Raw genomic sequence first — 26,152 nt, forward strand, 5'->3', positions numbered from 1 at the left:
GCTGGAATGGGCCGGCCGCCCCAAAGGATTGTGGTGATGCGAGGCGTGGCTCTGGCGATCCCCTGCTCGTCATTCCGGCGGAAGCCGGAATCCCGTGGAGGAGGGGTCGTGAGGGTCGTGGAGCGCTCCATGAGCGCTTCTGCCTTTCCGGCCCGAGATTCCGGCCTTCGCCGGAATGACGGGTGCGGGGAGAGGCGCTGGCGGAGCGGGAGCGGCGGGGCGGCTGGAATGGGCCAGCCGCCCCAAAGGATTGCAGTGATGCCGGTGAGCGCGCGGGTGCGGCCTGGATTCCAACACCAAGGTCCGCTGGTTCGACTCCAGCCACCGGTGCCACCGCGCTTGCCTGCTCGTCATTCCGGCGGAAGCCGGAATCTCGTGGCGAAGGAGTCCCGAGGGTCGTGGAGCGCTCCATTGGCGCTTCTGTCCTTCCGACCCGAGATCCCGGCGTTCGCCGGAATGACGGGTGAGGGGAGAGGCGCTGACGGGGCGGGATGGCAAGCGCCCTCCATCGGCGCCTGGACGAGCCCTCCACGAGATACCGGCCTTCGCCGGTATGACGAATTTGGATAATAGGGATCATTGAAGGAGGGCCCGATGGCCGAGAGTTTCGAGATGATGGCGGTCGAGGGCGGCGCGCCGGTGAAGATGTGGACCAGGGGGGTCGCGGTCGATCCGAAGGCGCGCGAGCAGCTCTCGCGCGCGGCGAAGATGCCGTTCATCTTCAGGCACGTCGCGGCGATGCCGGACGTCCATGTCGGGATCGGCGCGACCGTCGGATCGGTGATCCCGACCCGCGGCGCGGTGATCCCGGCGGCGGTCGGGGTCGACATCGGCTGCGGCATGATGGCGGCGAGGACCTCGCTCCACGCCTCGGACCTTCCGGACAATCTGGAAGGGGTGCGCCGGGCGATCGAGCAGGCGGTGCCGCACGGGCGCGACGTCGGGCGCGGCAAGCGCGACAAGGGCAGCTGGGGCGACCCGCCGCCGGAGATCGTCTCCGCCTGGGCGACCCTGGCCGAGAGGTTCAAGCGGATCACCGACAAGTACCCGAAGCTCCAGAACACGAACAACCTCGTGCATCTGGGGACGCTGGGGACCGGCAACCACTTCATCGAGCTCTGCCTCGACGAGGCGGACCAGGTGTGGGTGATGCTCCATTCGGGCTCGCGCGGCGTCGGCAACGCGATCGGCACCTTCTTCATCGCCCTGGCGAAGGAGGACATGCGCAAGTGGTTCGTCAATCTGCCGGACGAGGACCTCGCCTATTTCACCGAGGGGACCGACCATTTCGACGATTATGTCGAGGCGGTCGGCTGGGCGCAGGACTTCGCGGCGCTGAACCGGCGGATGATGATGACCAACACGATCCGCGCGATCCGGTCGGTCATCGCCAAGCCGTTCGAGGCGGAGCTGGAGGCGATCAACTGCCACCACAATTACGTCCGCAAGGAGCGCCATTTCGGCGAGGACGTGCTGGTCACCCGCAAGGGGGCGGTGCGCGCGGCCGAGGGGGTGATGGGGATCATCCCGGGCTCGATGGGGGCGAAGAGCTTCATCGTCCGCGGCCGCGGCAACAGGGAGTCGTTCGACAGCTGTAGCCACGGCGCCGGACGATTGATGTCGCGGACCGAGGCGAAGAAGCGCTTCACCCTCGACGATCACGTCCTCGCCACCGAGGGCGTCGAATGCCGCAAGGACGCGGGCGTGATCGACGAGACCCCGGCGGCCTACAAGCCGATCGAGGCGGTGATGGCGGCCCAGGCCGATCTGGTCGAGGTGGTCCACACCCTGAAGCAGGTGGTGTGCGTGAAGGGGTGAGGGGACCAGGAGCAGCATGCCGGGGGCATGCTGCGGCCGGGTCACCGCCCTGGCGCGCAGCGGCGGGGGCGGAGCGCCTCGAGCGCGTTCGATCACATGGTGAGGGGAAGCGAACGCTCCGCCTCGATGGCGGAGCGGGCGCTCTTCGAGCCCCAGTCACCCTCACCAACCTCCGCTAGGCGGCAGAGCCGCCAAGCTCCGGTATCCTCTCCCCTCAAGGGAGAGGGCGGCGATCGCCGGAGGCGGACGGAGAGTTGTAGTGGCAGCGCGCCAGCGCGAGCTCTCCGTCGCCGGCCCACCCCTCTTATCCCCTCCCGCAAGCGGGAGGGGAGGGAATCAGAAAGTGAGACAATGATCATCATCGACGGCTCGGAAGGCGAGGGGGGAGGGCAAATGCTGCGCACGGCGCTGTCGCTGTCGCTCGTCACCGGCAAGGCCTTCCGGATCGACAACATCCGCGCCAACCGGTCGAAGCCGGGGGTGATGCGCCAGCACGTCACCGCGGTCGAGGCGGCGTGCGCGATCGGCGGGGCCGAGTGCGACGAGCTCGCGGTCGGCGCCTCGACGCTGAGCTTCGCGCCGGGCCGGGTAACGCCCGGCGAATACCATTTCTCGGTCGGCACCGCCGGCAGCACCAGCCTGGTGCTGCAGACCCTGTTGCCGCCGCTGATCCTGGCCGACGCGCCGTCGCGGCTGGTGCTCGAGGGCGGCACGCACAACATCCACGCGCCGCCGTTCGATTTCCTGGAGCGCGTGTTCCTGCCGGTGCTCAACCGGATGGGGCCGAGCGTGACCGCGCGGCTGGTGCGGCCGGGCTTCTACCCGGCCGGCGGCGGGCGGATCGAGGTCGACATTTTGCCGTGCGCGCGGCTGCGGCCGATCGAGCTGGTCGAGCGCGGCGCGCTTCGCCGGGTCGAGGCGCGGGTGCTGATCGCGGCGCTGCCGCGCGAGATCGCCGAGCGCGAGCTCGCCGAGGTCGAGAAGCACCTGGGCTGGCCCGACGCGGCGCGGCGGATCGAGCCGCTGCCGGAGCGCACCGGGCCGGGCAACATCCTGATGCTCGAGGCGCAGTTCGAGCAGGTCGGCGAATTGGTCAGCGGCTTCGGCAAATTGGGCGTGCCGGCGCAGGTGCTTGCGGCCAAGGCGGCGAAGAGGATGGCCGGCTATCTCGCCGGCGCGGCGGCGGCGGGCCCCTATCTCGCCGACCAGTTGCTGCTGCCTCTCGCGCTCGCCGGCGGCGGGTGCTTCACCACGGTCAAGCCGTCGCAGCACAGCCTGACCGGCGCCGACGTGATTTCCCGCTTCCTCGACGTCAAGATCGCGTTCGAGGAACGGGAGCGCGACCATCTGGTGACGGTGGCGGCGGCGTAGGGGCGGTCCAATCCCTCCCTGTGAGACGAAGCCTCATGAGGAGGGGGATGCGCAGGTCGCCATGCCCCCCGGCATGGCGAGCGGCTGCCGGGGGCAGCCCCGACCTGCACATCGTGAACCGCTTTGGAGGGGCCGAGAGCGCGTCTCACTCTGCCCGGCCCCTCCACCATGCGCGGGTGCGAACTGCTCGCAGCAGTTCGCAGTCGTGCCGGGGGCGCGACGGCCGGCTCATTTCGGCCGACGGCTGCTCCGCAGCCGGTTCCGGCGCTCGGCAAGCCCCCGGCCTGCCGACCCGCCTCTACCCCCCTCCAACCCCTCCCCATCGCCTCCGGCGACAAGTAGGAATAGGCCGGATCGCTCTCGCCGCGGCTCCCGACGCCGCGGCTAGAGCCGGCCCTCGGCGACCATTTGGTACAGTCCGCGGATGAGCAGCAGCCCGATCACGCCGATCGCCAGGATCAGGCCGGCGCGCCAATTGTCATTGGCCAGCTCGACGCCCTCCGGCAGCACGTCGGCGCTTTCGATCCACGCCGTCCGGAACTCCGAGTGCCACCAGAGGAAGGCGACGAGGGACGCGACGGCGGTGCCGAGGAGCAGGGCCCAGGCCCTGTCTGGCGGCGCCAACGTGGCGAGCAGGATCGCGACCGCGACGAAGGCCGGTACCACCGTCCAGGTCGCCCGCGCGGTGGGCGGGGCGCGCAGCGCCACGAAGAAGTGGAGGAACCAGGTGACGATGGCGAGCAACGCGAGCGGCACTGCCACGGCACCCGCGCTAAGCAGCATCACGGTTTCGATGATCCCTTCCATGTCTCCCTCCCCCAGAAGAGCCCTGCACGATCCTTTCTGTCCGGCCCCCGCGGCGCAAGCCGCCCTCAGATCGTGAAGTCGCGCGGTGCCGTCTCGTCCTCGTCGCGGCGGGCGTCCGACAGGGCGCGGGCGCGGCCCAGCGCCTCGACGCCGCCGGCCAGCGAGAAGCGCGCCACGTTGAAGCGTCCCGATTCGAGCGGGACGGCGAAGCCGATCTCGCCTCCGGACTTGATCGCGCCGACCAGTGTGTCGGTCGGGCCCGCGGTCAGCAGCGGCGACCCGTCGACCAGGATGCATTGCAGGTCGAATGTATCGGAGCCGTTCCTGCTGTTCATCATCGCCGGATAGGCGTGGCCGTCCTCGCAGGCCAGCTGGACGTCGAGATAGAAGATGCAGCCGTCGCGGCAGATCAGGCCGAACTCCGAGTGGCTCGCATTCTCGGTGTAGGCGAAGACGTAGGGATCGGCATGGCCGACTGTCCAGTCCTCATAAGCGGCAACCACCTGCGGGTCGCGGGTTCGGTCCGACTCGGCCGGCGGGGAGGGGGGTCGCACCGCCGGCGGCGGAGTCGTGGTGATGATGAGAGGCGGGGAAGGCGTGCGCACCAGCGGCGGAGGATCCTTCGGCTTGCCGCGCGGGGCCGCTGCGGCCTGGGTGGCGAGACACGCCAGAAGCAACAAGAGGGCTGCGCTGCGCATGGTCCTTCTCCTGCCGAAAGGGAGAACATAACATGAAAATGGGCGCTGGCTAAGCGGGAAGTGAGCGGGCGTTTGGCGTAGTGCTGCCGTAATCCTCCCTGTCCGCGAAGCGGATGGGGAGGGGGACCGCGTGAAACGCGGTGGAGGGGCAAAGGGCGCGCCTTACTCCCACCCGGCCCCTCCACCATGAACGGGTGCAGGCTGCCCCGCAGCCTGCAGTCGTGCCGGGGGCACGACGGCCCGTTCATTTCGGCCGACGGCCGCTCCGCGGCCGGCTCCGGCGCTCGGCATGCCATCAGCAGGTGGACAGTGCCCCGCACTGTCCAGCCATGCCGGGGGCATGGCGAACCTGCTGATCATGCCGACCCGCCTACACCCCCCTCACCATGAGGCTTCGCCTCACAGGGAGGATTGTCTGTAAAGCGTCCTTGACAGGCGTGGCTGTCTTCTGTAAAGCTCCCTTTACAGGAGGAAACATGCTCAAGCCACGTCGCTATTTCGTCCAGCTCGGCGCCGCCATGTCGCTCTACGCCGGGCTGCTGATCGCCTCGAACCGGATCGACGACGCTTTCCACCCCGAGGGCGCGGTGCGGATCGCGCTGGCGCTGTCGCCGATGATCGGCGCGGTGGCGGCGGCCTGGGTGATCCTGCGGGCGATCCTGCGGATGGACGAGATGCAGCGCCGCATCCAGCTCGAGGCGATCGCTTTCTCCTTCCTCGGCACCGCCTTGATCACCTTCGGCTGGGGCTTCGCCCAGGAGGCCGGCCTTCCCGGCCTCCATGCCTTCGGCGTCTGGGCGATCATGGGCAGCCTGTGGGGGCTGGGGGTGGGCATCCTCACCCTGCGCTACCGATGAACAACCGGATCAAGGACCTGCGCGCGGCGCGCGGCTGGAGCCAGGGGGACCTCGCCGAGGCGCTCCAGGTCTCCCGCCAGACGGTCAATGCGATCGAGAACGGCCGCTACGACCCGAGCCTGCCGCTCGCCTTCACCATCGCCGGGGTCTTCGCCCTCGCGATCGAGGACATCTTCTTTCCAGAGAAGGACTGACATCATGCAACGGATACTCGGAATCATCGCGGCTCTGCTCGCGCTCACCGTCGTCGCCCGCGCCGAAGCCGCGCCGCCATTCGCGGTCACGGTCGAAGGGAAGGGACCGGACGTCATCCTGATCCCCGGCCTCGCCTCCTCGCAGCACGTCTGGGATGCGACCGCGAAGGACCTCGCGGGCCGCTACCGGCTGCACCGCGTCACCCTCGCCGGCTTTGCCGGGACCAGGGCGCCCGAAGCGCCGGCGGCCGAGGGCGCGGTGGTCGCGCCGTTCGTCGAGGCGCTCTCCGTTTACATCGAGGCCAATGGATTGAAGGCGCCGGCGGTGATCGGCCATTCGCTCGGCGGCGAGGCGGCGCTGATGCTCGCCGCCCGCCACCCGGCGCAGGTCGGCCGCGTGCTGGTGGTCGATGCCCTGCCTTTCTACACCCTGCTGATGAACCCGGCGGCGACGGTGGAGAGCGCGAAGCCGCAGGCGGCGGCGATGCGCGACGGGCTGCTGCGCCAGGCGCCGGAGCAGGCGCGGCCGATGCAGGAGGCGGTGATCGCCCGCATGGCCAAGACCGAGGCCGCGCGCCCGGCCCTGGTCGAGGACGGCCTCGCCTCCGACCGCAAGGTGGTCGCGGCGGCGGTCTACGAACTGATGACCACCGACCTCAGGCCCGAGCTCGGCCGGATCGCGGCGCCGCTGACCGTGCTCTACGCCTGGGATCCGGCCTATGGCGCGCCGGCCGAGGCGTTCGACACCCTGTTCCGCGGGGCGTACGCCGCGGCGCCCAGGGCCCGGCTCGAGCGGGTCGACGGCAGCTTCCACTTCATCATGCTCGACCAGCCGCAAGCCTTCCGCGCCGCCGTCGAGCGCTTCCTCGGCGAGGCGGAGGCGAAGCGGCCGTAGTCAAGGAAACGGCGTGAGGAGCAAGCGGCGCCGACCCAGCGTGCCGCCTGCTCTCAGCCGTTCGATGCGAAGGCGCCAGAGTGGTGCAGCCCAACCGCACCTGGCGCCTGAAGGACGTGGCGGCTCGCCCACGCGCTTGATTTTCACGCGAAGCCGCGAAGAAGAAGGAAGGCGCGAAGGATCTGCGGTTCTGCTGCCCTATCGACCGGCATGAGCCGGTCCTTTTCTGCGCCGCCTGTGGCGGCGCTGGGGCTCCTTCAGCTGCCGTCGGCCTGGCCGTCGCTGTTCGCGCCTTCGCGCTCTTCGCGTCTTCGCGTGAAATAGGGGCCGCGGTGCAGGCTCCGAGGCCGGTCTGGTCCCGCGGGAGCGTTCGGGCAGGACCGCTGCGGGCGGGACCGTGAAGGCCCGCGAAGGGCGCGCGACGCCGCCCGAACTTGCCAGTCCGTTGCGTTGACGTTATGATAACGTCTCGCAACTAAAGACTATTCGTCTTCCGGGGGGAAAGAAGTGAAGCCGATCGCACCGGTCTCGAATGTGGATATGGGCCTGTCGCGCCAGACGCGGCTGGCGCAGATCGAGGCTGCGCAGCAGGTCGCGGCCGTCGCGGCCACGCAGGAGCCGGCGCCGCCCGAGGCGGTCTCGGTGCTGCGCGACCTCGCCGTCGCCCGCTTCACCCTGCTCGCCTCCGGCCCGGAGCAGGAGAGCGCCGCAGCCGCGGTCGCCGCCTACAATCGCGCGACCCGGGTGCTCAACGTCGTCGCCGAGAGCGGCCCGATTCTCCCCCAGCTGCGCTGATCTTCCGGACGCGCCCGCCGCTTCCCCGACGCCCGATCCTCGCCTAAGCGGGGCCGATGGACTTCGACGATCAGTTGCGCCGCTATTTCGGCACCGCCGACCTCGCCGCCGTGGCGCCGGAGGCGGTGGCGCCGGCGCTCGAGCGTATGGGGGTCGATCTCGGCCTCGAGCAGGACCGCGGCCGCCGCTTCGCGCTCTGGGCGCTGATGCACATGTTCGGCGCCGCCCCCGATCTCGACATCGCCTTCGAGGACCCGCAGGATCGCGAGGCGGCGCGCAACTTCATGGACCTCGCCGCCGCGTCCGATCCCGGCTGACGGGAACTTCCCGCCGGCCGCGGCATCCAAGGCTGCAGGAGGGTGCGGATGGAAGCAGGTTTGCGGCGCGACGAGGCGCCGGTCGACGATGTGGCGCTGGCGGCGCGGGTGGCGCGCGGCGACGCGGCCGCGGTGCGGGTGGTCACCCAGCGCCACAACCAGCGGCTGTTCCGCACCGCTTTCGCCATCCTCGGCAACCGCAGCGAGGCCGAGGATGCGGTGCAGAGCGCCTATCTCAGCGCCTTCCGGGCGATCGGCCGCTTCGAGGGGCGCGCCTCGCTCGCCACCTGGCTGACCCGCATCGTCGTCAACGAATCGCTCGGCCGGGCGCGGGCGGCAAAGCGGCGGCGGGAGCGGCTCGATCCGCGCTCGGTGGTGGTGCTCGACGATTACCGGGAGAGGCTGATGGCAGGATCGACAAGCGCCGCGCCGCCCGACGCCGCGCTCGCCCGCGCGCAGATCCGGCAGATGCTCGAGCAGGCGATCGCCCGGCTGCCGGAGGCGTTCCGCTTGGTGTTCGTGCTGCGCGAGGTCGAGGGGCTGAGCATCGAGGAGGTCGCCGCGGCGGTCGGCATCCCCGAGGGCACGGTCAAGACGCGCCACCTGCGCGCCAAGCGGCGGCTGCAGGAGGCGCTCGCCCCCGAGCTGAAGACGGCGCTGAGCGGGACCTTTCCGTTTCTCGGGCCGAGCTGCGAGGCGATGACCCGGCGGGTGACCGCGGCGCTCTGCGGCGGGGAGGTGCCGGAGACCCGCTGAGCGGACGCCGGACCGGACGTCAGCCGTGCGCGTCGGCCTCGGCCGCGGCGGCTGGGACGGGGGCGCGGCCGCGCTCGAGCCCGGCGAGCAGCCGGCGCCAGAGCGGGATCGAGATCAGCGCCGCCTGGCCGAGATAGGGGACGATCAGGCCGATCAGCGTCGCGCTGGCCGCGCCGAGCGCGACGCTGCGGCTGCGCCGCCGGGCGTCGGCCACCGCCGCATCGTTGCCCGGCGCGACCATCGGCGCGGACGTGACGATCCGCACCACCTTCATGTTGAGCAAGGCGGTGAGCAGCATCCAGGCGCAATAGAGGACGGTCGGTACCCGCGCGCCGCTGTAGGTGCTGCCGAAGGCGGTGACGAACGGCATGAAGGCGATCGCCCCGAGCAAGGCGAGGTTCCAGACCACCACCCGGCCGGAATAGCGGCCGGCGAGCGCGAAGCTGCGGTGGTGGCCCGACCAGAAGGCGCCGATCACCGCGAAGCTGACGCAATAGCCGACGAAGCTGGGTGCGAGCTGGGCGAGCGCGCGCAGGAAGTCGCCGTCCGCGGCGCCGTGCGGCAGGTGCGGGACGTGGATCTCGATCACCAGCAGGGTGATCGCGATCGCGAACACCGCGTCGGAGAAGAACACGAGTCGCTCGAGCGGATGGTCGGTCGGCGTCTTGATCATCGTCTTTCCCCCGCAAGGCGCGCGCGGCGCCGGGCGCAGGCTGCCGCGGCGCGGCGGGCGGCGCAAGCGCTTCTCGCGCGGACGGGGAGGGGGCGATTGACGCGCCCGGACTCGGGCCTAGTCTTCCGCCGCAGGGAGCAAGGGAGGATCACGATGAGGAGAGCGAGCAGGGCGGGGCGCCTGATCGTACGGGCGAGCGCGGCGCTGGCGCTCGCGTCCCTCTCGCCCGCCTGGGCGCAAGGCGACCGGATGACCCCGATCGCCGCGCCGCAGCAGCCGGGCGCGATTCCGCTCGGCACCGGGCCGCTCCCCGGCGCCGTGACGCCCGAGAGTTGGCACAGCCAGTACGGTAGCGTCTTCGCGCGCAACGTGACCGTTGCGACGCTGACCCCGTTCCTGCCGCAGCCGGGGAAGGCGACGGGGACCGCGGTGATCGTCGCGCCGGGCGGCGGCTTCCGCACCCTGTCGATGGAGAACGAGGGCTGGGGCGTCGCCCGGGCGCTGGCGGCGCGCGGCGTCGCGGCGTTCGTGCTCAAATACCGGCTCAACCAGACTCCGGCCGACATGGCGGGCTTCGAGCGGGAGATGGCGGCGATGTTCTCCGGCGCGGCGCGGCCCGCCCGTCCGTCGCCGGAGCAGGCGGCGGCCGCGCTCGCCCCGCAGCTGGCCGACGCCCGCGCCGCCTTCGCGCTGGTCCGCGGCCGCGCGGCCGAGTGGAAGATCGATCCGCAGCGGGTCGGCATGCTGGGCTTCTCGGCCGGCGCGATGCTGACCATGGCGGCGACCCTCGACGGCGAGGCGAAGCCGGCGTTCATCGGCGACATCTACGGCCCGCTTTCGCCGGTGACCGTGCCGGCCGACGCGCCGCCCCTGTTCGTCGCCCTCGCCGCCGACGATCCCCTGTTCGCCAGCCAGGGCTTCGGTCTGATCGAGAGCTGGCGCGCGGCGAAGCGGCCGGTCGAGTTCCATTTCTACGAGCAGGGCGGCCACGGCTTTGGCATGTATCCGAAGGAGACGACCAGCACCGGCTGGTTCGACGCCTTCGCGCGCTGGATGGCGATGCACGGCTGGATGAAGCCGCAGGGCTGAGCGAGCCCCGGTTCGCTACGCCGGGCCGCCGAGCCAGTGGCGGCGGTTCGCCGGGCCGGCGAGCCGCGCCAGGGTGACGGCAAGGACGAGCACGCCGGCGGCGAGCGTCGCGGCATCGACCTCGCGCCGACCCGCCTCGGCGGCGTGGATGCCGGCCAGCGCCCAGAGGAAGACCAAGGCGTACCAGGGATTGCCGCGGCCGCGCCAGATCGCGGCGGCGGCGATGGCGCCGCCGACCAGCACGATCGCGGCGGCGACCAGCGGCGCCGACTCGCCGGCGTCGACGCCGTGATGGACGAGGGCGGCGGCGATGTTGACGATCGTCGCCGCGGTCAGCCAGGCGGCGAGCGCGCTGAGCGGCAGCGCGACGAGGAAGCGCTCACCGCGGCTGAACGCCCGCGCCTCGGCAAGCGCGCGGTAGATCGACAGCAGGCAGGCGAGGGTGAAGGCGATGATCGCCGCCGAGACGGCGTCGACCGCGACGAACTGGACGTAGAGCGCCCAGGCCGCGTTGCCGAGAAAGGCGCCGGCGCTCGCCCAGCCGATCCGCGCGAGCAGGCCATTGTCGCGCTGCCCGGGCAGCAGCTGGTAGACGGCATAGGCCAGCGAGCCGGCGTAGAGCGGCCCCCAGATCGAGAAGGCCCAGCCGGCCGGCGTGATCAGCGTCCGCACATTGTCGGAGCGTTCGCCGATCGGCGCGCCGATGCCGGCCGAGGGCAGCAGGGTCACGAGGATCTGGACGACGGCGAGCGCGGCGATCGCGAGGCGCTGGCCAGACGAACGCGTGGCGACGGGTGGGGAGGCTGGGGAGGACATGCGGCGGCGAACGAGGAAGGGTGCGGGATGTTCCTCCTCCGCAACGGCCCGGGCAACAGCCCGTTCGGTCCGAGGTTGTCACCCATGTCTCAGGAACGTTCTGTCACCCATGTGTCCGGGCTGGACAGCCGCCGGTTGGCGCGCCCGGCAGGATTGTCGTCGCGCTTCGGGCTCCGTCATCTCCGTTGCGCTGCATTCCGAAAAAGGCTCGAACCGCATGAGCCCGCCGATCGTCCGGCTATTCTCCCTTCGGGAAAACAGCCGCACAATTGGCGCGCCCGACACGATTGTCGTCGCCCTGCGGGCTCCGTCATCTCCGCTGCGCTCCGATTCCGAAAAGGCGCGAACCGCATGAGCCCGCCGATCGTCCGGCTGTTCTCCCTTCGGGAAAACAGCCGCACAATTGGCGCGCCCGACAGGATTCGAACCTGTGACCCCAAGCTTAGAAGGCTCGTGCTCTATCCAACTGAGCTACGGGCGCGCGATGGTTTCCGCTCTAGCGGGATTCGCGCGGCGGGGAAACGCCCTGCGGCGAACGAGGCAGCGCCGCGTGCCAACAAAACAAATGGTGAACAGAAGCGCCTTGTGCTATGGAGTCGCACAGGGAGGATCGACCATGCGGATGTCTCTGAAGGTGCTCGTTCCAATCGCTCTCGCCGCCGCCGCCGCTGGCCCCGCCGCGGCGCAAGACCATCGCGCCTCCATACCGGGCAAGGCCGACGGCCGGTCGTGGCGCCTGTTCAAGGAAGACGGCGAGGCCGCCGCGTTCGTCGCGCTGATCGGCCGCAATGGCGACGTGGCGCGCCTCGCCACGATGCTGATCCTCAGGGAGCCTGACGAGGAAGACGGGGTCGCCTATGACGCCTATTCCGAGGCACTGGCCGTGCATTGCCCCACGCGGCGCCTGCGGGAGGAGCATCACGAGACCGCTCTCGACGGCACGCGGAACCCGCCGCCGCTGATCAGGCTTCCGTTCGATCCGGCGGACACCGATCCCCGATCCTTCAACGAGGAGGCGCCGCCATCCGGCTCAGGACGTGACGTCCTGGTCAGCGTCGCCTGCGGGGAACGGGCGCTTTCGCAGGCGCCGGTGACGAACCCCTATCAATGGGCGCGCGCGCGGTTCCGCAAGGCTGGCGCGAGACCCTGATCGTCCGCCCGGCCGACGTCTCCGCCCGGCCACCCCCTTGCCGCCGCGCCGCCGGTCGCGCTAGGCCGCGAGGATGAGCGGGGGCAGGATGCAGGCGGTGGAAGGCGAGGCGCTGCGCGGCGCGCACTTCCGCTATTTCGATTTCGTGATGGCGGCGTTCGTCACCATCCTCCTGCTCTCCAACGTGCTCGGCGCCGGCAAGCGCGCCGAGATCGACCTGCCGCTGATCGGCCTGTGGCCGTTCGGCGCCGGCATCCTGTTCTTTCCGCTCTCCTACGTGCTCGGCGACGTGCTGACCGAGGTCTATGGCTATGCCCGGGCGCGGCGCTGCATCTGGGCGGGGTTCGTCGCGACCCTGTTCATGGCGGCGATGAGCTGGGTGGTGGTGGCGCTGCCGCCGGCCTCCGACTGGCCGGGGCAGGGCGCGTACGAGAGCGTGTTCGGCCAGGTGCCGCGGATCGTCTTCGCCTCGGTGGTCGCCTTCTGGCTGGGCGAGTTCGCCAACAGCTACGTGCTCGCGCGGATGAAGCTGGCGACCGAGGGGCGGCATCTCTGGATGCGCACGATCGGCTCGACGATCGTCGGCCAGGGGCTCGACAGCCTGGTCTTCTACCCGCTCGCTTTCTACGGCGCGCCGGGCTGGCCGGTCGAGGCGATGCTGTGGGTGATGGTCAGCCAGTTCGCGCTCAAGGTGTCGTGGGAGGTGCTGCTGACGCCGGTCACTTATGCCGTGGTCGGCTTTTTGAAGCGGCGCGAGGGCGTCGACGTCTACGATTCGGGCACCGATTTCAGCCCGTTCCGCGCGGCGGTCTGAGATGAGCGACTTCCAGCAGGCCAAGATCTGGCTGACGCAGCTCTTCGGCCTGCCCAAGGACGCGCTCCACATCTATGTCGGCCTGACCGTCTTCCTGCTCGCCGCGATCCTGTTCCGCCAGCCTTTGCGCGGGCGCTTCCCGATCCTGGCCGTGCTCGTCGCGGCGCTGGCCGGCGAGGCGTGGGACATCATCGAGACCCACGCCGCCGGCCAGCGCATCGCCTGGGCGCGCAGCTGGCACGACGTCTGGAACACGTGCTTCTGGCCGATGGTCCTCTTCCTCCTCGCCCGCTTCACCCGGGTGCTGAAGCGGTGAGCCGCCGCTGACCGGTCTCGCCGCCGCCTGGCCGCATTTGCGGCTGCCGTTCCAGCTGACGCTGGCGCCGATCTTCCTCTGGGGCGCGCTGCTCTCGGGCGGCCGGCCGGACTGGGCGGCCGCGGCGGCCTTCCTGAGCCTCCACCTCTTCCTCTATCCGGCGGCGACGGCGTTCAACGCCGTCTACGACCGCGACGAAGGGGCGGTGAGCGGCCTCGCCGTGCCGCCGCCGGTGCCGCCGCACCTCGCCCGCGTCGCGATCACGCTGGCGCTCGCCGGTTTGCTTCTCGCCTTCCCGTCCGGCCCGGAATTCGTCACGCTCTACCTGCTCATCGTGGGCTGGACGGCGGCCTACAGCCATCCCCGCACGCGCTGGAAGGCGGGGCCGTGGCGCAGCGCGGCGGCGATCGGGCTGGGGCAGGGCGTGATCGGCTTCGCCGCCGGCTGGGCGGCGCTGGCGCCGCTCGCGCCAGAGGATCCCGCTCTGTCGCTCGGCGCGGCGTCGGCCTCGCTCACCGCGCTCGGCCTCTACCCGGTCACCCAGGTCTTCCAGGTCGACGAGGATCGGGCGAGGGGCGACCGCACGCTGGCGGTGGTGCTCGGGCCAGCGGGCGCGCTGCGGCTCGGCGCGGCCTGCCTGGCGGCGGCCGGCATGATCGCCTCGTTCCTGGTCTCCAGACTCTTCCCCGGGCCGGACGGACTGGTGGTGGGCGTCGCCTATCTCGGCCTGATCGCCTGGCAATTGCGCCTCGCGCGCACCATCGCCGGCCTCGACGAAGCCCAAGGCTATGCGCGGGCGATGCGCCTGCTCAACGCCGCGACCGCGGGCTTCCTGCTGTTCCTCGCCGCGGAGGCGGTGCTTTCTTAGATCCTCCCCTGTAAGGGGAGGGGGACCAACCGAAGCTTGGTGGAGGGGGCTCGTTGCAGGCCGGAGCGGGTCCCAGAACCCCCTCCACCGCACTTCGTGCGGTCCCCCTCCCCGCGAGCGGGGAGGATTACGCCCCCACCGTCTCGAGCAGCCCCTCGAACAGCCGCCGGCCGTCCTGGTTGCCGTGCGCCGGCTCCACCGCGCGCTCGGGGTGGGGCATCATGCCGAGGACGTTGCCTCTCTCGCTGACGATGCCGGCGATGTGGCGGGCCGAGCCGTTGCATTCGCCGGCATAGCGGAAGGCGATGCGGCCCTCGCCCTCGAGCCGGTCGAGCGTCTCGGCATCGGCCTGGTAATTGCCGTCGTGATGCGCGACCGGGAAGACCACCTGCTCGCCCGCGCGATAGCCGGCGGTGAAGGGCGAGCGCGCCTCGCCGACGGTCAAGGCGACGTCGCGGCAGACGAAGCGGATGCCGGCGTTGCGCATCAGCGCGCCGGGCAGCAGCCCCGCCTCGGTGAGGATCTGGAAGCCGTTGCAGACACCGAGCACCGGCACGCCGCGCTCGGCCGCGTCCTTCACCGCGCGCATCACCGGCGAGTTCGCCGCCATCGCGCCGGAGCGCAGATAGTCGCCGTAGGAAAAGCCGCCCGGAACGGCGATGACGTCGAGCCCGTCGGGAAGCGTCGTCTCGCGATGCCAGATCGGGATCGGGCGCTGCCCGGTCACCGTCTCCAGTCCGACGATCATGTCCCGGTCGCAATTGGAGCCGGGAAAGACGATGACCGCGCTCTTCATGCGGCCGCGCCCTGGCTTTCCGGGCGCTCGATGCGGAAATTCTCGATGACGGTGTTGGCGAGGAGCTTGCGGCACATCGCCTCGACATCCTCGTCGGAGACGCCCTCGGCGAGGTCGAGCTCGATCAACTTGCCCGCGCGGACGTCGTTGACGCCCGAAAAGCCGAGCCCCTCGAGCGCATGGTGGATCGCCTTGCCCTGCGGATCGAGGACGCCGTTCTTGAGGGTCACGTAGACGCGGGTTTTCATCAGTCTCGCTCGCGGCTGGAGAGGGTGGCCGCCCTATGGCCCGGAGCGGCGGATCGCACAAGCGCCCGGATCGCTGCCGGGGCCGCCGCGCGATCTACTCGGGGCCCGAACGGGGATCGAACAGCAAGGGCTGCTCGATGCCACGATAGCCGGAATCCCAGGGAAAGGCGCCATTCTCGTCGGGCCAGAAGAGCTGGTATACGGGCATGTCGCCGACCACCGCCGCATGGTCCCTGCACAGTCTTGCATCGCGGAAATATTCGCGCCCGGTCTGTGACGGATCGACCAGGCGGCCGGCGAACCGGGATCCATCCGCCCCCTCCCAGAGCTGGCCGTCCATCACCGGCGTGCCCGCTGCAGCCTGGTCCCAGAACAGGTCGATCAGGGCGGGGCACGAGGTGAGCGCCATCGTGTACGTGCCGAACACGATGATCTCGCACCCGTAGCGCATCGACCAGCCGTAGGAGACACAGTAGCTCGGTTTCACACGCGAGGGGTCGAGAACGTAGCTGAGGCCGCCGCCTTCCTTCTCGAGAGTTTCGAGCACGTGCTGATCGTGTTCCGGATCACCGGGCATCTGCTGTCCCCGGCATCAATCCGCCGGGCGCGGAAAGAAAGGCCGGCGCCTCCGCCAGGCGGAGCCGCTCGAGCTCGCCGACGGCAAGCAGCTTGATCATCAGGATGAAGCGCTCGACCGTCGCATTGTCGGAGGCGTCGACGAAGGCCGCGATGCCGCGGTCGGCGGCGATCATGTGGGTGAGGACGAGCTCGAACTCGGCCTTGCCCTTGCCGACGGTGACGAGCGTCTCGAGCTGCTCGCGCGGGCGAAGCCGGACGGCGGTCATCGCGATCCCGCTCCAGCCCGGCCTGCCCAGCTGCTCGGCGATGCGCTCGGCGCCGACGCGCATCATCGCATGGCCATTGGCGTGCAAGGCCTGCTGGACCGTCCAGCCGTGCTGGCGGGCGCAGCCGTCGGTCGCCTTCTGGAGGACGGCCTCGACCGGGCTGCCCCTGAGGCGCTTGGCGAGCACCGCGTCGGCGATCGCGCCGCGGCTGCCGGCCGGCACCGCCTCGTAGACGCAGGTTTCGCCGGGAACGGGGGTGGCGGCGGCCACCAGGGCGAGCAGCAAAGCGGTCATCCGAGCGGTGTAGGACGTAAGCATCCGGGGAACAACGGCTTTTCAGGGCGGTGACGCTGTCGACGGACCCTGCTCGGAACGAGTCGCACGAGGCCGCGCCCGGCCGCTGTCGCGCGACGGCAGCGGCCGCCGGTCCGGCGCTTGCTGCGCCGCCGCGCGCTCCCTATCTCGCTTGCATGACCCAGGTCCCCGAAATCGCCCTCACGCCCGCCGCTGCCGCCCGGGTCGCCGCCATCGCCACCCGCACCGGCAAGCCGGCGATCCTGCGCCTCGCGGTCGAGGGCGGCGGCTGCGCCGGCTTCTCCTACCGCTTCGGCCTCGCCGAGGCGGTCGAGGCGGAGGATCTCGCCACCGAGCGCGACGGCGTCACCCTGGTGGTCGACGAGATGACCCACGATCTCGTCCGCGGCGGCGAGGTCGACTTCGTCGAATCGCTCGGCGGGGCCGCCTTCCAGGTCCGCAACCCCAATGCCGCCTCCGGCTGCGGCTGCGGCTCCAGCTTCAGCGTCTGACGCTGGTGACGCGGGCGGCGCGTCCCGCTAGACCGGCGCCCATGAAGATCGTCACCTACAATCTCAACGGCATCCGCGCGCGGCTGCCGCGGCTGGTCGAATATCTCGAGGAGCAGAAGCCCGACGTGCTCTGCCTGCAGGAGATCAAGTGCGCCGACGAGGCCTTCCCGATCGAGGACGTCCGCGCCGCCGGCTACGACGGCCATTGGCACGGCCAGAAGGGCTTCAACGGCGTCGCCATCCTGACGCCGGTCGCGGCCGGGCTGCCGAACCTGCGGCGTGTCGGCCTGCCGGGCGATCCCGACGATACGCACAGCCGCTACATCGAAGCCGAGGTCGGCGGCGTGACGATCGCCTCGATCTATCTGCCCAACGGCAATCCGGTGCCGGGCGAGAAGTTCGACTACAAGCTCGCCTGGATGGAGCGGCTTCGCGCCCATGCCCGCGAATTGCTCGACGAGGAGCGGCCGACCGTGCTCGCCGGCGACTGGAACGTCATCCCGACCGACGAGGACGTCTTCTCCCCCAAGGCGATGGCGCGCGACGCGCTGATGCAGCCGGAGAGCCGCGCCGCCTTCCGCACGATCGTCCACCAGGGCTGGACCGACGCGATCCGCGCCCGCCATCCCGACGGGCCGATCTGGACCTTCTGGGACTATACCGCCGGCTGCTGGCAGCGCGACACCGGCTTCCGCATCGACCACCTGCTGCTCTCGCCCCAGGCCGCCGACCGGCTGCTCGATGCCGGCGTCGACAAGGATTATCGCGGCCGCGACAAGGCCAGCGACCACGCCCCCACCTGGGTGGAGATCGAGGACTGATCAGGTGCGGACTGCCGCCGGCAGTCCGCAGTCGTGCCGGGGGCACGACGGCCTGATCATCCTCCCCGCTAGCGGGGAGGGGGACCACTCGCGAGAGCGAGTGGTGGAGGGGGCTCTTCATCTGGCGAGGCGTGCAATCGGCCTTAGTGGGGGGGGCTCTGAACCCCCTCCACCGCACTTCGTGCGGTCCCCCTCCCCGCGAGCGGGGAGGATCGGGAGCGGCTTCCTCGCACGGATTAATCCACAGGAAAAGGTTGAGCGGACACGCTTTTTCCTTGGGTTCGCGGCGGCGGGCTCCTTATGCTGCGCCGATGGCGCGGCCCTGCTTCAAGCTCGAGAAAGTCTATCCCGATCCGGTCTGCGGCGTCGACGAGGCGGGCTGTGCGCCGCTCGCCGGGCCGGTGGTGGCGGCGGCGGTGGTGCTCGACCGCGAGCGCTTTCCGCGCGGCATCGACGATTCCAAGGCGCTGCCGGCGAAGATCCGCGAGGCGATCTGCGCGAAGCTGCACCAGGTCGCGCGGGTCGGTGTCGGCATTGCCACGGTCGAGGAGATCGACCGGCTCAACATCTACTGGGCGCGGATGCTGGCGATGAGCCGCGCGGTGGACGCGCTCGGCTTCGATCCGGCGATGGTGCTGGTCGACGGCAACCGCACCCCGAAATGGGAGCGGCCCTCGGTCGCGATCGTCGCCGGCGACGCGAAATGCCGGTCGATCGCCGCCGCCTCGATCGTCGCCAAGGTGACCCGCGACCGGATGATGGCCGACTATGCCCGCGCCCATCCCGGTTACGGCTGGGAGACCAACCAGGGCTATCCGACGCCCGAGCACCGCCGCGCGCTCGAGGCGCTCGGGCCGACGCCGCTCCACCGCCGCAGCTTCGCGCCGGTGCGGCAGCTCGCCCTCGATCTGGAGGCCTCGCGGCCACAACCCACATCGCCGGCCTGCTGAGTCTTTCCGGCCACACCACTTCATATTGAGTCTGAAGAACGCCGCCGGGCCCCATTCCTAGCGAGGACTCCTTTCGTTCCCGCCGCGTTGCAACCCGCCGCAGCCGTGCCGGCCAAGTGCTTGTTCTTGACCGCGGACTCGCGCTGACTCACTCTGGGCGCGAGTTCGGTAAACCGGGGGCGGCATCTCGATGACGGTATTGACGCGTGTGGACGCTGGCGCTCGGCGCGCCAGGAAGGTGGCGCCTGCGCCGGATCTCCCGCTCAACCAGATTCTCGAGGATGATTGCGTCGCCGCCATGTCGAAGCTGCCGAGCGCCTCGGTCGACATGATCTTCGCCGATCCGCCCTACAATTTGCAGCTCGGCGGCGACCTGTTCCGTCCGGAGGGCAGCCGGGTCGACGCGGTCGACGACGATTGGGACAAGTTCGAGACCTTCGCGGCCTATGACAATTTCACCCGCGCCTGGCTGAAGGAGGCGCGCCGCATCCTCAAGCCCAACGGCACCTTGTGGGTGATCGGCAGCTACCACAATATCTTCCGCGTCGGCGCCGCGCTGCAGGACGAAGGCTATTGGATCCTGAACGACATCGTCTGGCGCAAGGCCAATCCGATGCCGAACTTCCGCGGCACCCGCTTCACCAATGCCCATGAGACGATGATCTGGGCGTCGCACAGCGAGGACAGCCGCTACACGTTCAACTATCGCGCGATGAAGGCGCTGAACGACGAGCTGCAGATGCGCTCGGACTGGCTGCTGCCGATCTGCTCGGGCGGCGAGCGGGTGAAAGGGGAGGGCGGCGCCAAGGCCCATCCGACCCAGAAGCCCGAAGCCCTGCTCTACCGGGTGCTGCTCGCCTGCACCAACAAGGGCGACGTCGTCCTCGACCCGTTCTTCGGCACCGGCACGACCGGCGCGGTGGCGCGGCGGCTCGGCCGCAACTGGATCGGGATCGAGCGCGAGAAGCGCTACGTCAAGGTCGCCCGCCAGCGAATCGATTCGACGCTCGAGCTGGACGAGAGCGCGATGAAGACGATGGCCTCGAAACGCGCCCAGCCCAAGGTGCCGTTCGGCGCGCTGGTCGAGACCGGCATGCTGGTCCCGGGCACGATCCTCACCGACACCAAGCGCCGCTGGCAGGCGCGGATCTGCGCCGACGGCACGCTCGACGTCGGCGCCGACCAGGGCTCGATCCACAAGATGGGCGCCCTCGTCCAGGGTGCACCTGCCTGTAATGGCTGGACTTTCTGGCACTATGAAGAGGCCGGGACGCTCGCTCCGATAGATACGCTGCGCCAGCGTTACTTGCTGATGATGGACTAAAACGGGACAGGTCGGCGCGTTGCTTCGATCGGGACCCCAGCGGCCGCCCGTGCGGATCAAAACGGTCTCGACAGCGGCAGGAAAGAGCGTAGTATGACGGCTCGGCGACCGTCCCTTCACGCCTCATCGCCCGCACGCCTTTGACCACGGGAGGCATGCGGGAGCCCCTTTGGGCGTAGAAGCGGTGCGAACCAATGCCATGCCCACCATGGCGGTTCGTACCTCGGAGATTCAGTTACCCTGCTGACCTTCGAAAAGAGGCGGTCGCCACACCTCTCCATCGCCACTAGTCACTGGATGATGCGATTTCTGTCGCACTTTTTTGCGGGCCAGGCGATTTTTTCGACATTGCCGATCGTTCGCGATCGCGCCCGTTCTGAAAAGGCCGGAAAAGCAAGGTCTTGAGCCGCCTGCCGAACGCGCCTCGACGCTCCCGGCGCGGCGCCGGGGGGCTGGACATCGCGCGCGCCGCGCGGGACGAAGGCGCGATGCGCAGCCGATCCTATCTTCGCCCCACCGCGTTCGTAGACGCGCCGTTCGGTCTCGACGGCCAAGTCGCTCGGCTCGCCGGCACCATGGCCTGGTTCTCGGCGGTCGAGATCGTCACGCTGGACGGCGATCGGCGCGCCGCCGTGGCGCTGGTGCCGGTCTCCGGCATCGAGGCGGCGCTGGCGGCGCTCGGCCCCGAAGCGGAAGCGGCCTGGGCGAACATCGTCGCGCCGCGCCGGCCGCTGCAGCTCGGCGCCCGCACCATCCGCCTCGACCAGCCGCAGGTGATGGCGATCCTCAACGTCACGCCGGACAGCTTTTCCGACGGCGGCCGATTCGCCTCGCCGCAGGCCGCGGCCGACGCCGGCTTCGCCATGGCGGCGGCCGGCGCCGCTCTGGTCGACGTCGGCGGTGAATCGACCCGGCCGGGGTCCCAGCCGGTATGGGAGCAGGACGAGGCCTCGCGGATCGAGCCGGTGGTCCGCGCGCTCGCCGCCTCGGGCACCGCGGTCTCGATCGACACCCGCAAGGCGCTGGTCATGGAGACGGCGCTCGCCGCCGGCGCCGCGATGGTCAACGACGTCGCGGCGCTGACCTTCGACGATCGCGCCGCCGCGACGGTCGCACGGGCGGGCTGCCCAATCGTGCTGATGCACCATCAGGGCACGCCCGAGACGATGCAGAAGGCGCCGCATTACGATCGGCCGGTCGCCTTCGCGGTCTACGACTGGCTCGAGGAGCGGATCGCCGCAGCGGTCGCCGCCGGCATCGCGCGCGAGCAGATCCTGGTCGATCCCGGCATCGGCTTCGGCAAGACCGTCCAGCACAATCTCGCGGTGATGAACCACCTCTCGCTCTATCACGGCCTCGGCTGCCCGATCGTGCTCGGCGCCAGCCGCAAGCGGATGATCGGCGCGCTGTCCGGCGAAGCCCCGGCCGACCAGCGCCTCCCGGGCTCGCTGGCGCTCGCGCTCAAGGCCGCCGAGCAGGGCGTCCAGCTGCTGCGCGTCCACGACGTCGCGGAGACGGTCCAGGCGCTCCGCCTCTGGCGCGGCCTCCGCGACGCCGCCCTCACGCCGCCCTGAGAATCTCCCCTCCCGCTTGCGGGAGGGGGCGGGGGTGGGGCTGCGTGCGGGACGCCGAGGGTGCGGGGAAACCGCGCGGCCTGCGGCCGCCCCACCCCTCAATCCCCTCCCGCAAGCGGGAGGGGAGGCGACGCGTCAGCCCTCCTGCGGCACCTCCTTGGTGCGGCCCGTGCCCGGGCCGGCGCCGAGGTCGGTGCCGGTGGTCGGGTTGCGGGTCGGATCGGACATCGTGCGGACCGCGGTTTCCTTCAGATCCTTCTTCTCGCGGCGGCTGAGGCCGGAGACGCTCGCCGTCCCGTCGCCGCCGCCGAGCGGAATGGCACTGACCACGTCGTCGATCCGGTCCCATTCGTCGCCGCTGTTCCACGGCCCCTGGAGGTCGCCCTCGCCCTGGGAGGTGTTGACGTAGAGGCTCGAATAATCGGGATGGCCGGGCAATTTGCCCGGCGGGAAATTGTTCTCGATCGCGTAGAGCGCCTTCTCGAACGACTTCTGGTGCGCCACCTCGCGAGTCATCAAAAAGGTGAGGGCGTCCTTCACCCCGGCATCGTCGGTGATGTTGATCAGCCGCTCGTAGACGATCTTGGCCCGCGCCTCGGCGGCGATGTTCGAGCGGAGATCGACCGTCGGCTCGCCGCGGCTGTCGACATAGGCGCCGCTCCACGGCACCCCGGCCGAATTGGTGACCGACGGGCCGCCGCCATAGACGATCTGCTGGGTCGGCGTGCTCGCCGATTTGGCGATGTCCATGTAGAGCTCGGCCTCCTCGAGCGTGCCTTCGGACATCTTGCCCTTGGCGCCCTTGTTGAGCATCGCGACGATCGAGCCGATGATCTCGAGATGGCTCAATTCCTCGGTCGCGATGTCGAGCAGCAGGTCCTTGCGGCCGGGATCGTCCTCGGCGAGCCCCTGGGTGAAATAGCGCATCGCCGCGGCGAGCTCGCCGTCGGGACCGCCGAACTGCTCGAGCATGAAGGTGGCGAGAACCGGGTTGGGCTCGGAGACCCGGACGGTATATTGCAGCTTCTTGTTGTGGATGAACATCGCGCGATCCTGTGCCACGGGGTGGAAGGACGGAAACCGGCAGGGCAGGAGCGCCGTTCCGCAGCCCGTCAGAAACGCGAACCATTTCATCACTTTATGTGGTTAACGGCAGCCGGCCGGTGACTCTTCGGCAAAAGGAAAAGGAATGAACGAGGTCCAGGACAATCCCGCGGCGCATCGCTTCGAGCTGGTCGCGAACGGCGAGATCGCGATCGCCGAATACCGGCTCGAGGAGGATCGCATCGTCTTCACCCACACGATGGTGCCGCCCGCGCTGGAGGGGCAGGGGATCGGCAGCCGACTGGTCCGCGGCGCGCTCGACCAGGTGCGGGCGCGGGGGCTGAAGGTGGTGCCGCGCTGCCCGTTCGTGCGGGCGTATATCGAGCGCCACGAGGAGATGCAGGACCTGCTGGCTTGAGATCAATTCCTCCCCGTGCCGGGGAGGAATGAGGCCGGCTACTTTCCCCGGCTGACCACGATCAGCGGCCCCAGCTCCATGTGGCCCTGCTCGCGTCCGGCGCCCGGATCCCAGATGCTGGAGACGCTGCCGTCGAGATAGAGGGCGTCGCGGCAGCCCAGGGCGTCGCGGAACAGGCGGGCGAAACGGCCGAACGAGACCGGCTCGTCGCTGATCGCGAAGACGCCGCGGCGGGCGTCGCGAACGCCGACGCCGTTGCGGACGTAACGGGAGTCGCCATTGTCGGCGAGGCCGGGATGAAGCGCGCCGTCGATCACCAGCATCGGCCCCGATTGGGTCGCCCAGCGCGGCTTCGGCACGCGCGCCGCGAAATCCCTGCTCGCCGTCACCGACACCCGGCCCGCCTCGTCGACGGCGAACACGCCGTTGGGGAGGAGGTGGAAATTGCCCGGGCCGGTGTTGAGGTTCAGCGGCTTCAGCCGCGCCCCGTCGACGACGAGGAGGCCGATCGGTGCGCCCTTGTCGTCGTACATGCCGGCGTTCATCGCGAAGCGGACGTCCGCCGCGCGTGGGCCGAGCCAGTCGCGCAGCGCCGGCAGGCTGCGCAGCGGGCGTCCGTCCGCGCCGCGCCAGGCGAGCTCGATCCGGTCCCGGTTCGTGTCGAACGGGCAGATGGTGAAGCGCGTCCCCTCGAAGATCTGCTCGCGGCACGCGCCTGCCGCGGCAATTGTCGCCGGATCGAATTCGTTCGCCGGCGCTGGCTGGTCGCGGCAGCCGGCGAGCAGGGCGAGGGCGCCGAGCAGGGCCGCCGGAGCGAAGCGCATCGGGATCCTAGAGCGAATAGCCGCCGTCGCTGACCAGGCAGGCGCCGGTGGTGAAGGCCGCCTCGTCGGAGAGCAGGAAGACGATCTGGGCGGCGATCTCCTCCGGCGTGGCGAGCCGGCCGAGCGGCGTCGCCTGGCTGCCCAGCGCGGCGAAGGCGGCCTCTTCCGATCCCTGGCTGCGGACCAAATCCTGGAAGAAGGGAGCGTCGGACCAGATCGGCGTCGCGACGCCGCCCGGGGCGACGCAATTGACCCGGATGCCGGCCGTGGCGCCTTCCTTGGCCGCGATCCTGGCCAGCTGGATCACCGCCGCCTTGGACGCGCCGTACGCGGCGATTCCCGGCTCGGCCTTGATCCCGGCCGCCGAGGCGGTGAGCACGATCGCGCCCTTGCTGCCTCTCATCGCCCGCATCGCCGCCTGCAGCGTCAGGAAGGCGCCGTCGAGATTGACCGACATCACCCGCCGCCATTCGGCGAAGCTCAGCGCGTCGATCATGCCGCCGGCGGCAATGCCGGCATTGACCACGGCGTGGGTGAGGCCGGTCAGATCGGCCGCCGCCCACAGGCTCTCGTCGCAGACGTCGCCGACGATCAGCTGCCGCTCGCAGGGCAAGGTGAAGGCGAAATCGCGCAGCCGGTCCTCGTCGCGGTCGACCAGGATCAGCTTGCGCGCGCCCGCGCCGGCCAGCGCCGTGGCGGTCGCCGCCCCGATCCCGGACGCGGCACCGGTGATCAGCACGATGGAGGCGGAAAGGTTGCTCATCACGCGAGAGTAACGAAGCCGGACGCTGCCGTCACCCTGCCGCGGCGATACGGCGCCGTCTCCCGGTTGCGGAAGCCGATGCTGGACCGCCAGACCTCTTCACTGCGCCGCGGCAGCTGTTCCACGCGAAGGACGCGAAGGCGCGAAGATGCATCGGCGCGAAATCGACGCTCGAGACCATTGGAGGCCGTCGAGCAGGGAAGCGCCGCTTTGCGGCGCAACCCTCTCTCTTCGCGCCTTCCGTCTTCTTCGCGTCTTCGCGTAAAACCGGCTCCGCAGCAGCGCTGCGCCGGCGGGCCCGCGGGGCCGAGGGACAAGAGGCATGCTCAGGGCTGGTCCCGACGTCTCGCTGGACCGGGGCCGCCGCGCGGCGCGCCGACAGCAATTCCGCACGACGGCACGAAGGATCACGAAGCCACGACGATTCCGAACCGGCGCCGATCTTCGTGATCCCCGCCAGGCTCGTCGTGTCTTCGTGCTCGTCGTGTCTTCGTGTGAGGGAGTGGAGTGACCCCCAAAAGTGAGACACTGAGCTAAGACACACTGAGCAAGGAGGCTGGTGTGGCGAGGCGACGACGGCATACGCAGGCGTTCAAGCTTTCGGCGGTGGCGCGGATGCAGGACGCGTTGGACGTGGCGGGCCTGGCGGCAGAGCTCGGGATTGATCGCGGGCTTCTCTACAAGTGGAATCGCGCTTTTCAGATCGGCGGCGCGGATGCGTTGCTGTTTCCCGGCGAGCGGGTGCGCAAGGGACTGCCGGCGCGAGTCCTGGATGCGGGCGACCGCGCGATCGGCGCCGGGGTCAAGGATGCTCCGGCGGTACCGGCGGGCACTCCCGAGCTGGAGCGGAAGGTCGCGCAGCAGGCGCTGGAGCTGGATTTTTTTCGAGCAGCCTTGCAGCACTTCGCGGGACATCGTCGCACGAGCGGCGGGTCTGGCGGGACGGGATCTACGTCGTGATCCAGACGCAGGCCGAGCGGCAAGGCGCGCGTGGGATCGAACGGATGTGCCGTTTGGCCGGCGTCAGCCGTGCCGGCTATTACCGGCACTGGCAGGCGTCACAGCCGGCGCGGGAGGAGACGGCGGTGCGCGACGAGGTGCAGCGCCTGTCGCTCGAGCATCGCTTCTACGGCTATCGCCGAATCACGGCGCTGCTGCGCCAGTCCGGCTGGGCGGTGAATCACAAGCGCGTGCAGCGCCTCCGGCAGACCGACAATCTGCTGTGCATCACCGGGCGCACGTTCCGTCCGCCGACGACCGACAGCCGGCATCGTTTCAGCGTCTACCCCAATCTGGCGCGCAAGATGATGCCCACGGGCGCGAACCAGCTGTGGGTGGCCGACATCACCTACGTGCGGCTGGCGGAGGGTTTCGTCTATCTCGCCGTGATCCTCGACGCCTGGAGCCGCCGCGTGGTGGGCTGGGCGCTGGCGGACCATCTCAAAGCTGACTTGGCTCTCGCGGCGCTCGACATGGCGCTCGCCGCCCGGGCGATCGCGCCTGGC

Annotated in this window: 32 protein-coding genes and 1 tRNA gene; 21 read left to right on the plus strand and 12 right to left on the minus strand. The window is 70.1% G+C overall.

The genetic code is table 11. From position 1 onward, the window contains the following. The first annotated feature begins 594 nt into the window (after positions 1 to 594). On the plus strand, positions 595 to 1,818 hold the full coding sequence (locus tag E2493_RS13660; RefSeq protein WP_135087705.1) for an RtcB family protein: 1,224 nt from the start codon (positions 595 to 597) through the stop codon (positions 1,816 to 1,818). Positions 1,819 to 2,169: 351 nt separating this feature from the next. Further along, positions 2,170 to 3,189: an RNA 3'-terminal phosphate cyclase gene (rtcA, locus tag E2493_RS13665; protein ID WP_135087707.1), complete on the plus strand. Its 1,020-nt coding sequence runs from the start codon at positions 2,170 to 2,172 to the stop codon at positions 3,187 to 3,189. A 384-nt stretch (positions 3,190 to 3,573) separates the two neighbouring features. Here rtcA and E2493_RS13670 read toward each other — a convergent pair whose 3' ends face one another. Next, positions 3,574 to 3,996, minus strand: a complete 423-nt coding sequence (locus tag E2493_RS13670) for a hypothetical protein (protein ID WP_135087709.1) — start codon at positions 3,994 to 3,996, stop codon at positions 3,574 to 3,576. 65 nt (positions 3,997 to 4,061) lie between these two features. Then, complete coding sequence (locus E2493_RS13675; RefSeq protein ID WP_135087711.1) at positions 4,062 to 4,694, minus strand: hypothetical protein; 633 nt, start codon at positions 4,692 to 4,694, stop codon at positions 4,062 to 4,064. Between the two features lie 476 nt (positions 4,695 to 5,170). On the opposite strand from E2493_RS13675, the gene E2493_RS13680 reads away from it, so the two are divergent. From E2493_RS13680 to E2493_RS13705, 6 genes are all read left to right on the plus strand, one after another. Next, positions 5,171 to 5,551, plus strand: coding sequence for a hypothetical protein (locus tag E2493_RS13680; RefSeq protein WP_135087713.1), 381 nt, complete (start codon positions 5,171 to 5,173; stop codon positions 5,549 to 5,551). After that, entirely contained in the window at positions 5,548 to 5,745 is a 198-nt protein-coding gene (locus E2493_RS13685) for a helix-turn-helix transcriptional regulator (protein WP_135087715.1), read from the plus strand. The genes E2493_RS13680 and E2493_RS13685 overlap by 4 nt, the downstream gene beginning before the upstream one ends. 4 nt (positions 5,746 to 5,749) lie before the next feature. Next, positions 5,750 to 6,640, plus strand: coding sequence for an alpha/beta fold hydrolase (locus E2493_RS13690; RefSeq protein WP_135087717.1), 891 nt, complete (start codon positions 5,750 to 5,752; stop codon positions 6,638 to 6,640). Between the two features lie 507 nt (positions 6,641 to 7,147). Then, positions 7,148 to 7,435: a hypothetical protein gene (locus E2493_RS13695; RefSeq protein ID WP_135087719.1), complete on the plus strand. Its 288-nt coding sequence runs from the start codon at positions 7,148 to 7,150 to the stop codon at positions 7,433 to 7,435. Positions 7,436 to 7,491: 56 nt separating this feature from the next. Continuing rightward, positions 7,492 to 7,752, plus strand: a complete 261-nt coding sequence (locus E2493_RS13700) for a hypothetical protein (protein ID WP_135087721.1) — start codon at positions 7,492 to 7,494, stop codon at positions 7,750 to 7,752. 48 nt (positions 7,753 to 7,800) lie between these two features. Further along, a complete protein-coding gene (locus tag E2493_RS13705; protein ID WP_135087723.1) occupies positions 7,801 to 8,508 on the plus strand; it encodes an RNA polymerase sigma factor in 708 nt (235 codons plus the stop codon). A gap of 19 nt (positions 8,509 to 8,527) precedes the next feature. Here the strand turns inward: E2493_RS13705 and E2493_RS13710 are convergent, their stop codons facing one another. After that, positions 8,528 to 9,181, minus strand: a complete 654-nt coding sequence (locus tag E2493_RS13710) for a TMEM175 family protein (RefSeq protein WP_135087725.1) — start codon at positions 9,179 to 9,181, stop codon at positions 8,528 to 8,530. A 153-nt stretch (positions 9,182 to 9,334) separates the two neighbouring features. Between E2493_RS13710 and E2493_RS13715 the strand changes: the two genes are divergently transcribed. Then, entirely contained in the window at positions 9,335 to 10,270 is a 936-nt protein-coding gene (locus E2493_RS13715; RefSeq protein WP_135087727.1) for an alpha/beta hydrolase, read from the plus strand. Between the two features lie 15 nt (positions 10,271 to 10,285). Here the strand turns inward: E2493_RS13715 and E2493_RS13720 are convergent, their stop codons facing one another. After that, the gene (locus tag E2493_RS13720) at positions 10,286 to 11,086 is read right to left on the minus strand and encodes a hypothetical protein (protein WP_135087729.1); all 801 of its coding nucleotides are present in this window, start codon (positions 11,084 to 11,086) and stop codon (positions 10,286 to 10,288) included. A 404-nt stretch (positions 11,087 to 11,490) separates the two neighbouring features. After that, positions 11,491 to 11,567, minus strand: a tRNA-Arg gene (locus E2493_RS13725). Positions 11,568 to 11,702: 135 nt separating this feature from the next. Between E2493_RS13725 and E2493_RS13730 the strand changes: the two genes are divergently transcribed. The 4 genes from E2493_RS13730 to E2493_RS13745 all read left to right on the plus strand — a co-directional run bounded on the left by E2493_RS13730 (position 11,703) and on the right by E2493_RS13745 (position 14,234). Then, a complete protein-coding gene (locus E2493_RS13730) occupies positions 11,703 to 12,236 on the plus strand; it encodes a hypothetical protein (protein WP_135087731.1) in 534 nt (177 codons plus the stop codon). A gap of 73 nt (positions 12,237 to 12,309) precedes the next feature. Then, a complete protein-coding gene (locus tag E2493_RS13735; RefSeq protein ID WP_135087733.1) occupies positions 12,310 to 13,050 on the plus strand; it encodes a queuosine precursor transporter in 741 nt (246 codons plus the stop codon). A 1-nt stretch (position 13,051) separates the two neighbouring features. After that, positions 13,052 to 13,366: a hypothetical protein gene (locus tag E2493_RS13740; protein WP_135087735.1), complete on the plus strand. Its 315-nt coding sequence runs from the start codon at positions 13,052 to 13,054 to the stop codon at positions 13,364 to 13,366. 37 nt (positions 13,367 to 13,403) lie between these two features. After that, the gene (locus E2493_RS13745) at positions 13,404 to 14,234 is read left to right on the plus strand and encodes a UbiA family prenyltransferase (protein WP_167737527.1); all 831 of its coding nucleotides are present in this window, start codon (positions 13,404 to 13,406) and stop codon (positions 14,232 to 14,234) included. Between the two features lie 127 nt (positions 14,235 to 14,361). Here the strand turns inward: E2493_RS13745 and purQ are convergent, their stop codons facing one another. From purQ to E2493_RS13765, 4 genes are all read right to left on the minus strand, one after another. Then, positions 14,362 to 15,030 (minus strand): phosphoribosylformylglycinamidine synthase subunit PurQ, encoded by a 669-nt coding sequence (purQ, locus tag E2493_RS13750; protein ID WP_135087739.1) that lies wholly within the window; start codon positions 15,028 to 15,030, stop codon positions 14,362 to 14,364. Further along, complete coding sequence (gene purS / locus E2493_RS13755; protein ID WP_135087741.1) at positions 15,027 to 15,278, minus strand: phosphoribosylformylglycinamidine synthase subunit PurS; 252 nt, start codon at positions 15,276 to 15,278, stop codon at positions 15,027 to 15,029. The genes purQ and purS overlap by 4 nt, the downstream gene beginning before the upstream one ends. 94 nt (positions 15,279 to 15,372) lie before the next feature. Next, entirely contained in the window at positions 15,373 to 15,855 is a 483-nt protein-coding gene (locus tag E2493_RS13760; protein ID WP_135087743.1) for a DUF4262 domain-containing protein, read from the minus strand. Continuing rightward, positions 15,845 to 16,417 carry a hypothetical protein gene (locus tag E2493_RS13765; protein ID WP_135087745.1) on the minus strand — a complete coding sequence of 191 codons (573 nt, stop codon included), beginning with the start codon at positions 16,415 to 16,417 and terminating at the stop codon, positions 15,845 to 15,847. Before E2493_RS13765 ends, E2493_RS13760 begins: the two co-directional genes overlap by 11 nt. Positions 16,418 to 16,593: 176 nt before the next feature. Here E2493_RS13765 and E2493_RS13770 point away from each other — a divergent pair, with 176 nt between their 5' ends. The 5 genes from E2493_RS13770 (at position 16,594) to folP (ending at position 21,598) form a co-directional block, all read left to right on the plus strand. Further along, a complete protein-coding gene (locus E2493_RS13770) occupies positions 16,594 to 16,929 on the plus strand; it encodes a HesB/IscA family protein (RefSeq protein WP_135087747.1) in 336 nt (111 codons plus the stop codon). A 41-nt stretch (positions 16,930 to 16,970) separates the two neighbouring features. After that, positions 16,971 to 17,750: an exodeoxyribonuclease III gene (locus tag E2493_RS13775; RefSeq protein WP_135087749.1), complete on the plus strand. Its 780-nt coding sequence runs from the start codon at positions 16,971 to 16,973 to the stop codon at positions 17,748 to 17,750. A 311-nt stretch (positions 17,751 to 18,061) separates the two neighbouring features. Continuing rightward, a complete protein-coding gene (locus tag E2493_RS13780; protein ID WP_135087751.1) occupies positions 18,062 to 18,700 on the plus strand; it encodes a ribonuclease HII in 639 nt (212 codons plus the stop codon). Between the two features lie 190 nt (positions 18,701 to 18,890). After that, positions 18,891 to 20,024 (plus strand): site-specific DNA-methyltransferase, encoded by a 1,134-nt coding sequence (locus E2493_RS13785; protein WP_135087753.1) that lies wholly within the window; start codon positions 18,891 to 18,893, stop codon positions 20,022 to 20,024. Positions 20,025 to 20,512: 488 nt separating this feature from the next. Continuing rightward, positions 20,513 to 21,598, plus strand: coding sequence for a dihydropteroate synthase (gene folP, locus E2493_RS13790; RefSeq protein WP_135087768.1), 1,086 nt, complete (start codon positions 20,513 to 20,515; stop codon positions 21,596 to 21,598). 135 nt (positions 21,599 to 21,733) lie between these two features. On the opposite strand, the gene E2493_RS13795 is transcribed toward folP, so the two are convergent. After that, positions 21,734 to 22,660, minus strand: a complete 927-nt coding sequence (locus tag E2493_RS13795) for a manganese catalase family protein (RefSeq protein ID WP_225421473.1) — start codon at positions 22,658 to 22,660, stop codon at positions 21,734 to 21,736. 127 nt (positions 22,661 to 22,787) lie between these two features. On the opposite strand from E2493_RS13795, the gene E2493_RS13800 reads away from it, so the two are divergent. After that, positions 22,788 to 23,060, plus strand: coding sequence for a GNAT family N-acetyltransferase (locus E2493_RS13800; protein ID WP_135087755.1), 273 nt, complete (start codon positions 22,788 to 22,790; stop codon positions 23,058 to 23,060). Between the two features lie 38 nt (positions 23,061 to 23,098). On the opposite strand, the gene E2493_RS13805 is transcribed toward E2493_RS13800, so the two are convergent. Both E2493_RS13805 and E2493_RS13810 read right to left on the minus strand, forming a co-directional pair. Next, positions 23,099 to 23,884 carry a phosphodiester glycosidase family protein gene (locus tag E2493_RS13805; protein WP_135087757.1) on the minus strand — a complete coding sequence of 262 codons (786 nt, stop codon included), beginning with the start codon at positions 23,882 to 23,884 and terminating at the stop codon, positions 23,099 to 23,101. A 7-nt stretch (positions 23,885 to 23,891) separates the two neighbouring features. Continuing rightward, positions 23,892 to 24,647: an SDR family NAD(P)-dependent oxidoreductase gene (locus tag E2493_RS13810; RefSeq protein WP_135087759.1), complete on the minus strand. Its 756-nt coding sequence runs from the start codon at positions 24,645 to 24,647 to the stop codon at positions 23,892 to 23,894. Between the two features lie 561 nt (positions 24,648 to 25,208). On the opposite strand from E2493_RS13810, the gene E2493_RS13815 reads away from it, so the two are divergent. Together E2493_RS13815 and E2493_RS13820 are read left to right on the plus strand one after the other, a co-directional pair. Further along, the gene (locus tag E2493_RS13815) at positions 25,209 to 25,607 is read left to right on the plus strand and encodes a transposase (RefSeq protein WP_167737529.1); all 399 of its coding nucleotides are present in this window, start codon (positions 25,209 to 25,211) and stop codon (positions 25,605 to 25,607) included. Further along, positions 25,604 to 26,152: IS3 family transposase (locus E2493_RS13820; protein ID WP_135087763.1), on the plus strand; the 549-nt coding region annotated here is incomplete at its 3' end. The genes E2493_RS13815 and E2493_RS13820, both read left to right, overlap by 4 nt.

The sequence above is a fragment of the Sphingomonas parva (ex Maeng et al. 2020) genome, from assembly GCF_004564275.1.
GTDB lineage: Bacteria > Pseudomonadota > Alphaproteobacteria > Sphingomonadales > Sphingomonadaceae > Allosphingosinicella > Allosphingosinicella parva.

Bases quoted from the DNA above. Each gene is read 5' to 3' on its own strand.
- E2493_RS13660 (WP_135087705.1), top strand. From the start codon at position 595: ATGGCCGAGAGTTTCGAGATGATGGCGGTCGAGGGCGGCGCGCCGGTG.
- rtcA (WP_135087707.1), top strand. From the start codon at position 2,170: ATGATCATCATCGACGGCTCGGAAGGCGAGGGGGGAGGGCAAATGCTG.
- E2493_RS13670 (WP_135087709.1), bottom strand. From the start codon at position 3,996: ATGGAAGGGATCATCGAAACCGTGATGCTGCTTAGCGCGGGTGCCGTG.
- E2493_RS13675 (WP_135087711.1), bottom strand. From the start codon at position 4,694: ATGCGCAGCGCAGCCCTCTTGTTGCTTCTGGCGTGTCTCGCCACCCAG.
- E2493_RS13680 (WP_135087713.1), top strand. From the start codon at position 5,171: ATGCTCAAGCCACGTCGCTATTTCGTCCAGCTCGGCGCCGCCATGTCG.
- E2493_RS13685 (WP_135087715.1), top strand. From the start codon at position 5,548: ATGAACAACCGGATCAAGGACCTGCGCGCGGCGCGCGGCTGGAGCCAG.
- E2493_RS13690 (WP_135087717.1), top strand. From the start codon at position 5,750: ATGCAACGGATACTCGGAATCATCGCGGCTCTGCTCGCGCTCACCGTC.
- E2493_RS13700 (WP_135087721.1), top strand. From the start codon at position 7,492: ATGGACTTCGACGATCAGTTGCGCCGCTATTTCGGCACCGCCGACCTC.
- E2493_RS13705 (WP_135087723.1), top strand. From the start codon at position 7,801: ATGGAAGCAGGTTTGCGGCGCGACGAGGCGCCGGTCGACGATGTGGCG.
- E2493_RS13710 (WP_135087725.1), bottom strand. From the start codon at position 9,181: ATGATCAAGACGCCGACCGACCATCCGCTCGAGCGACTCGTGTTCTTC.
- E2493_RS13715 (WP_135087727.1), top strand. From the start codon at position 9,335: ATGAGGAGAGCGAGCAGGGCGGGGCGCCTGATCGTACGGGCGAGCGCG.
- E2493_RS13720 (WP_135087729.1), bottom strand. From the start codon at position 11,086: ATGTCCTCCCCAGCCTCCCCACCCGTCGCCACGCGTTCGTCTGGCCAG.
- E2493_RS13730 (WP_135087731.1), top strand. From the start codon at position 11,703: ATGCGGATGTCTCTGAAGGTGCTCGTTCCAATCGCTCTCGCCGCCGCC.
- E2493_RS13735 (WP_135087733.1), top strand. From the start codon at position 12,310: ATGAGCGGGGGCAGGATGCAGGCGGTGGAAGGCGAGGCGCTGCGCGGC.
- E2493_RS13740 (WP_135087735.1), top strand. From the start codon at position 13,052: ATGAGCGACTTCCAGCAGGCCAAGATCTGGCTGACGCAGCTCTTCGGC.
- purQ (WP_135087739.1), bottom strand. From the start codon at position 15,030: ATGAAGAGCGCGGTCATCGTCTTTCCCGGCTCCAATTGCGACCGGGAC.
- purS (WP_135087741.1), bottom strand. From the start codon at position 15,278: ATGAAAACCCGCGTCTACGTGACCCTCAAGAACGGCGTCCTCGATCCG.
- E2493_RS13760 (WP_135087743.1), bottom strand. From the start codon at position 15,855: ATGCCCGGTGATCCGGAACACGATCAGCACGTGCTCGAAACTCTCGAG.
- E2493_RS13765 (WP_135087745.1), bottom strand. From the start codon at position 16,417: ATGACCGCTTTGCTGCTCGCCCTGGTGGCCGCCGCCACCCCCGTTCCC.
- E2493_RS13770 (WP_135087747.1), top strand. From the start codon at position 16,594: ATGACCCAGGTCCCCGAAATCGCCCTCACGCCCGCCGCTGCCGCCCGG.
- E2493_RS13775 (WP_135087749.1), top strand. From the start codon at position 16,971: ATGAAGATCGTCACCTACAATCTCAACGGCATCCGCGCGCGGCTGCCG.
- E2493_RS13780 (WP_135087751.1), top strand. From the start codon at position 18,062: ATGGCGCGGCCCTGCTTCAAGCTCGAGAAAGTCTATCCCGATCCGGTC.
- E2493_RS13785 (WP_135087753.1), top strand. From the start codon at position 18,891: ATGACGGTATTGACGCGTGTGGACGCTGGCGCTCGGCGCGCCAGGAAG.
- folP (WP_135087768.1), top strand. From the start codon at position 20,513: ATGCGCAGCCGATCCTATCTTCGCCCCACCGCGTTCGTAGACGCGCCG.
- E2493_RS13800 (WP_135087755.1), top strand. From the start codon at position 22,788: ATGAACGAGGTCCAGGACAATCCCGCGGCGCATCGCTTCGAGCTGGTC.
- E2493_RS13805 (WP_135087757.1), bottom strand. From the start codon at position 23,884: ATGCGCTTCGCTCCGGCGGCCCTGCTCGGCGCCCTCGCCCTGCTCGCC.
- E2493_RS13810 (WP_135087759.1), bottom strand. From the start codon at position 24,647: ATGAGCAACCTTTCCGCCTCCATCGTGCTGATCACCGGTGCCGCGTCC.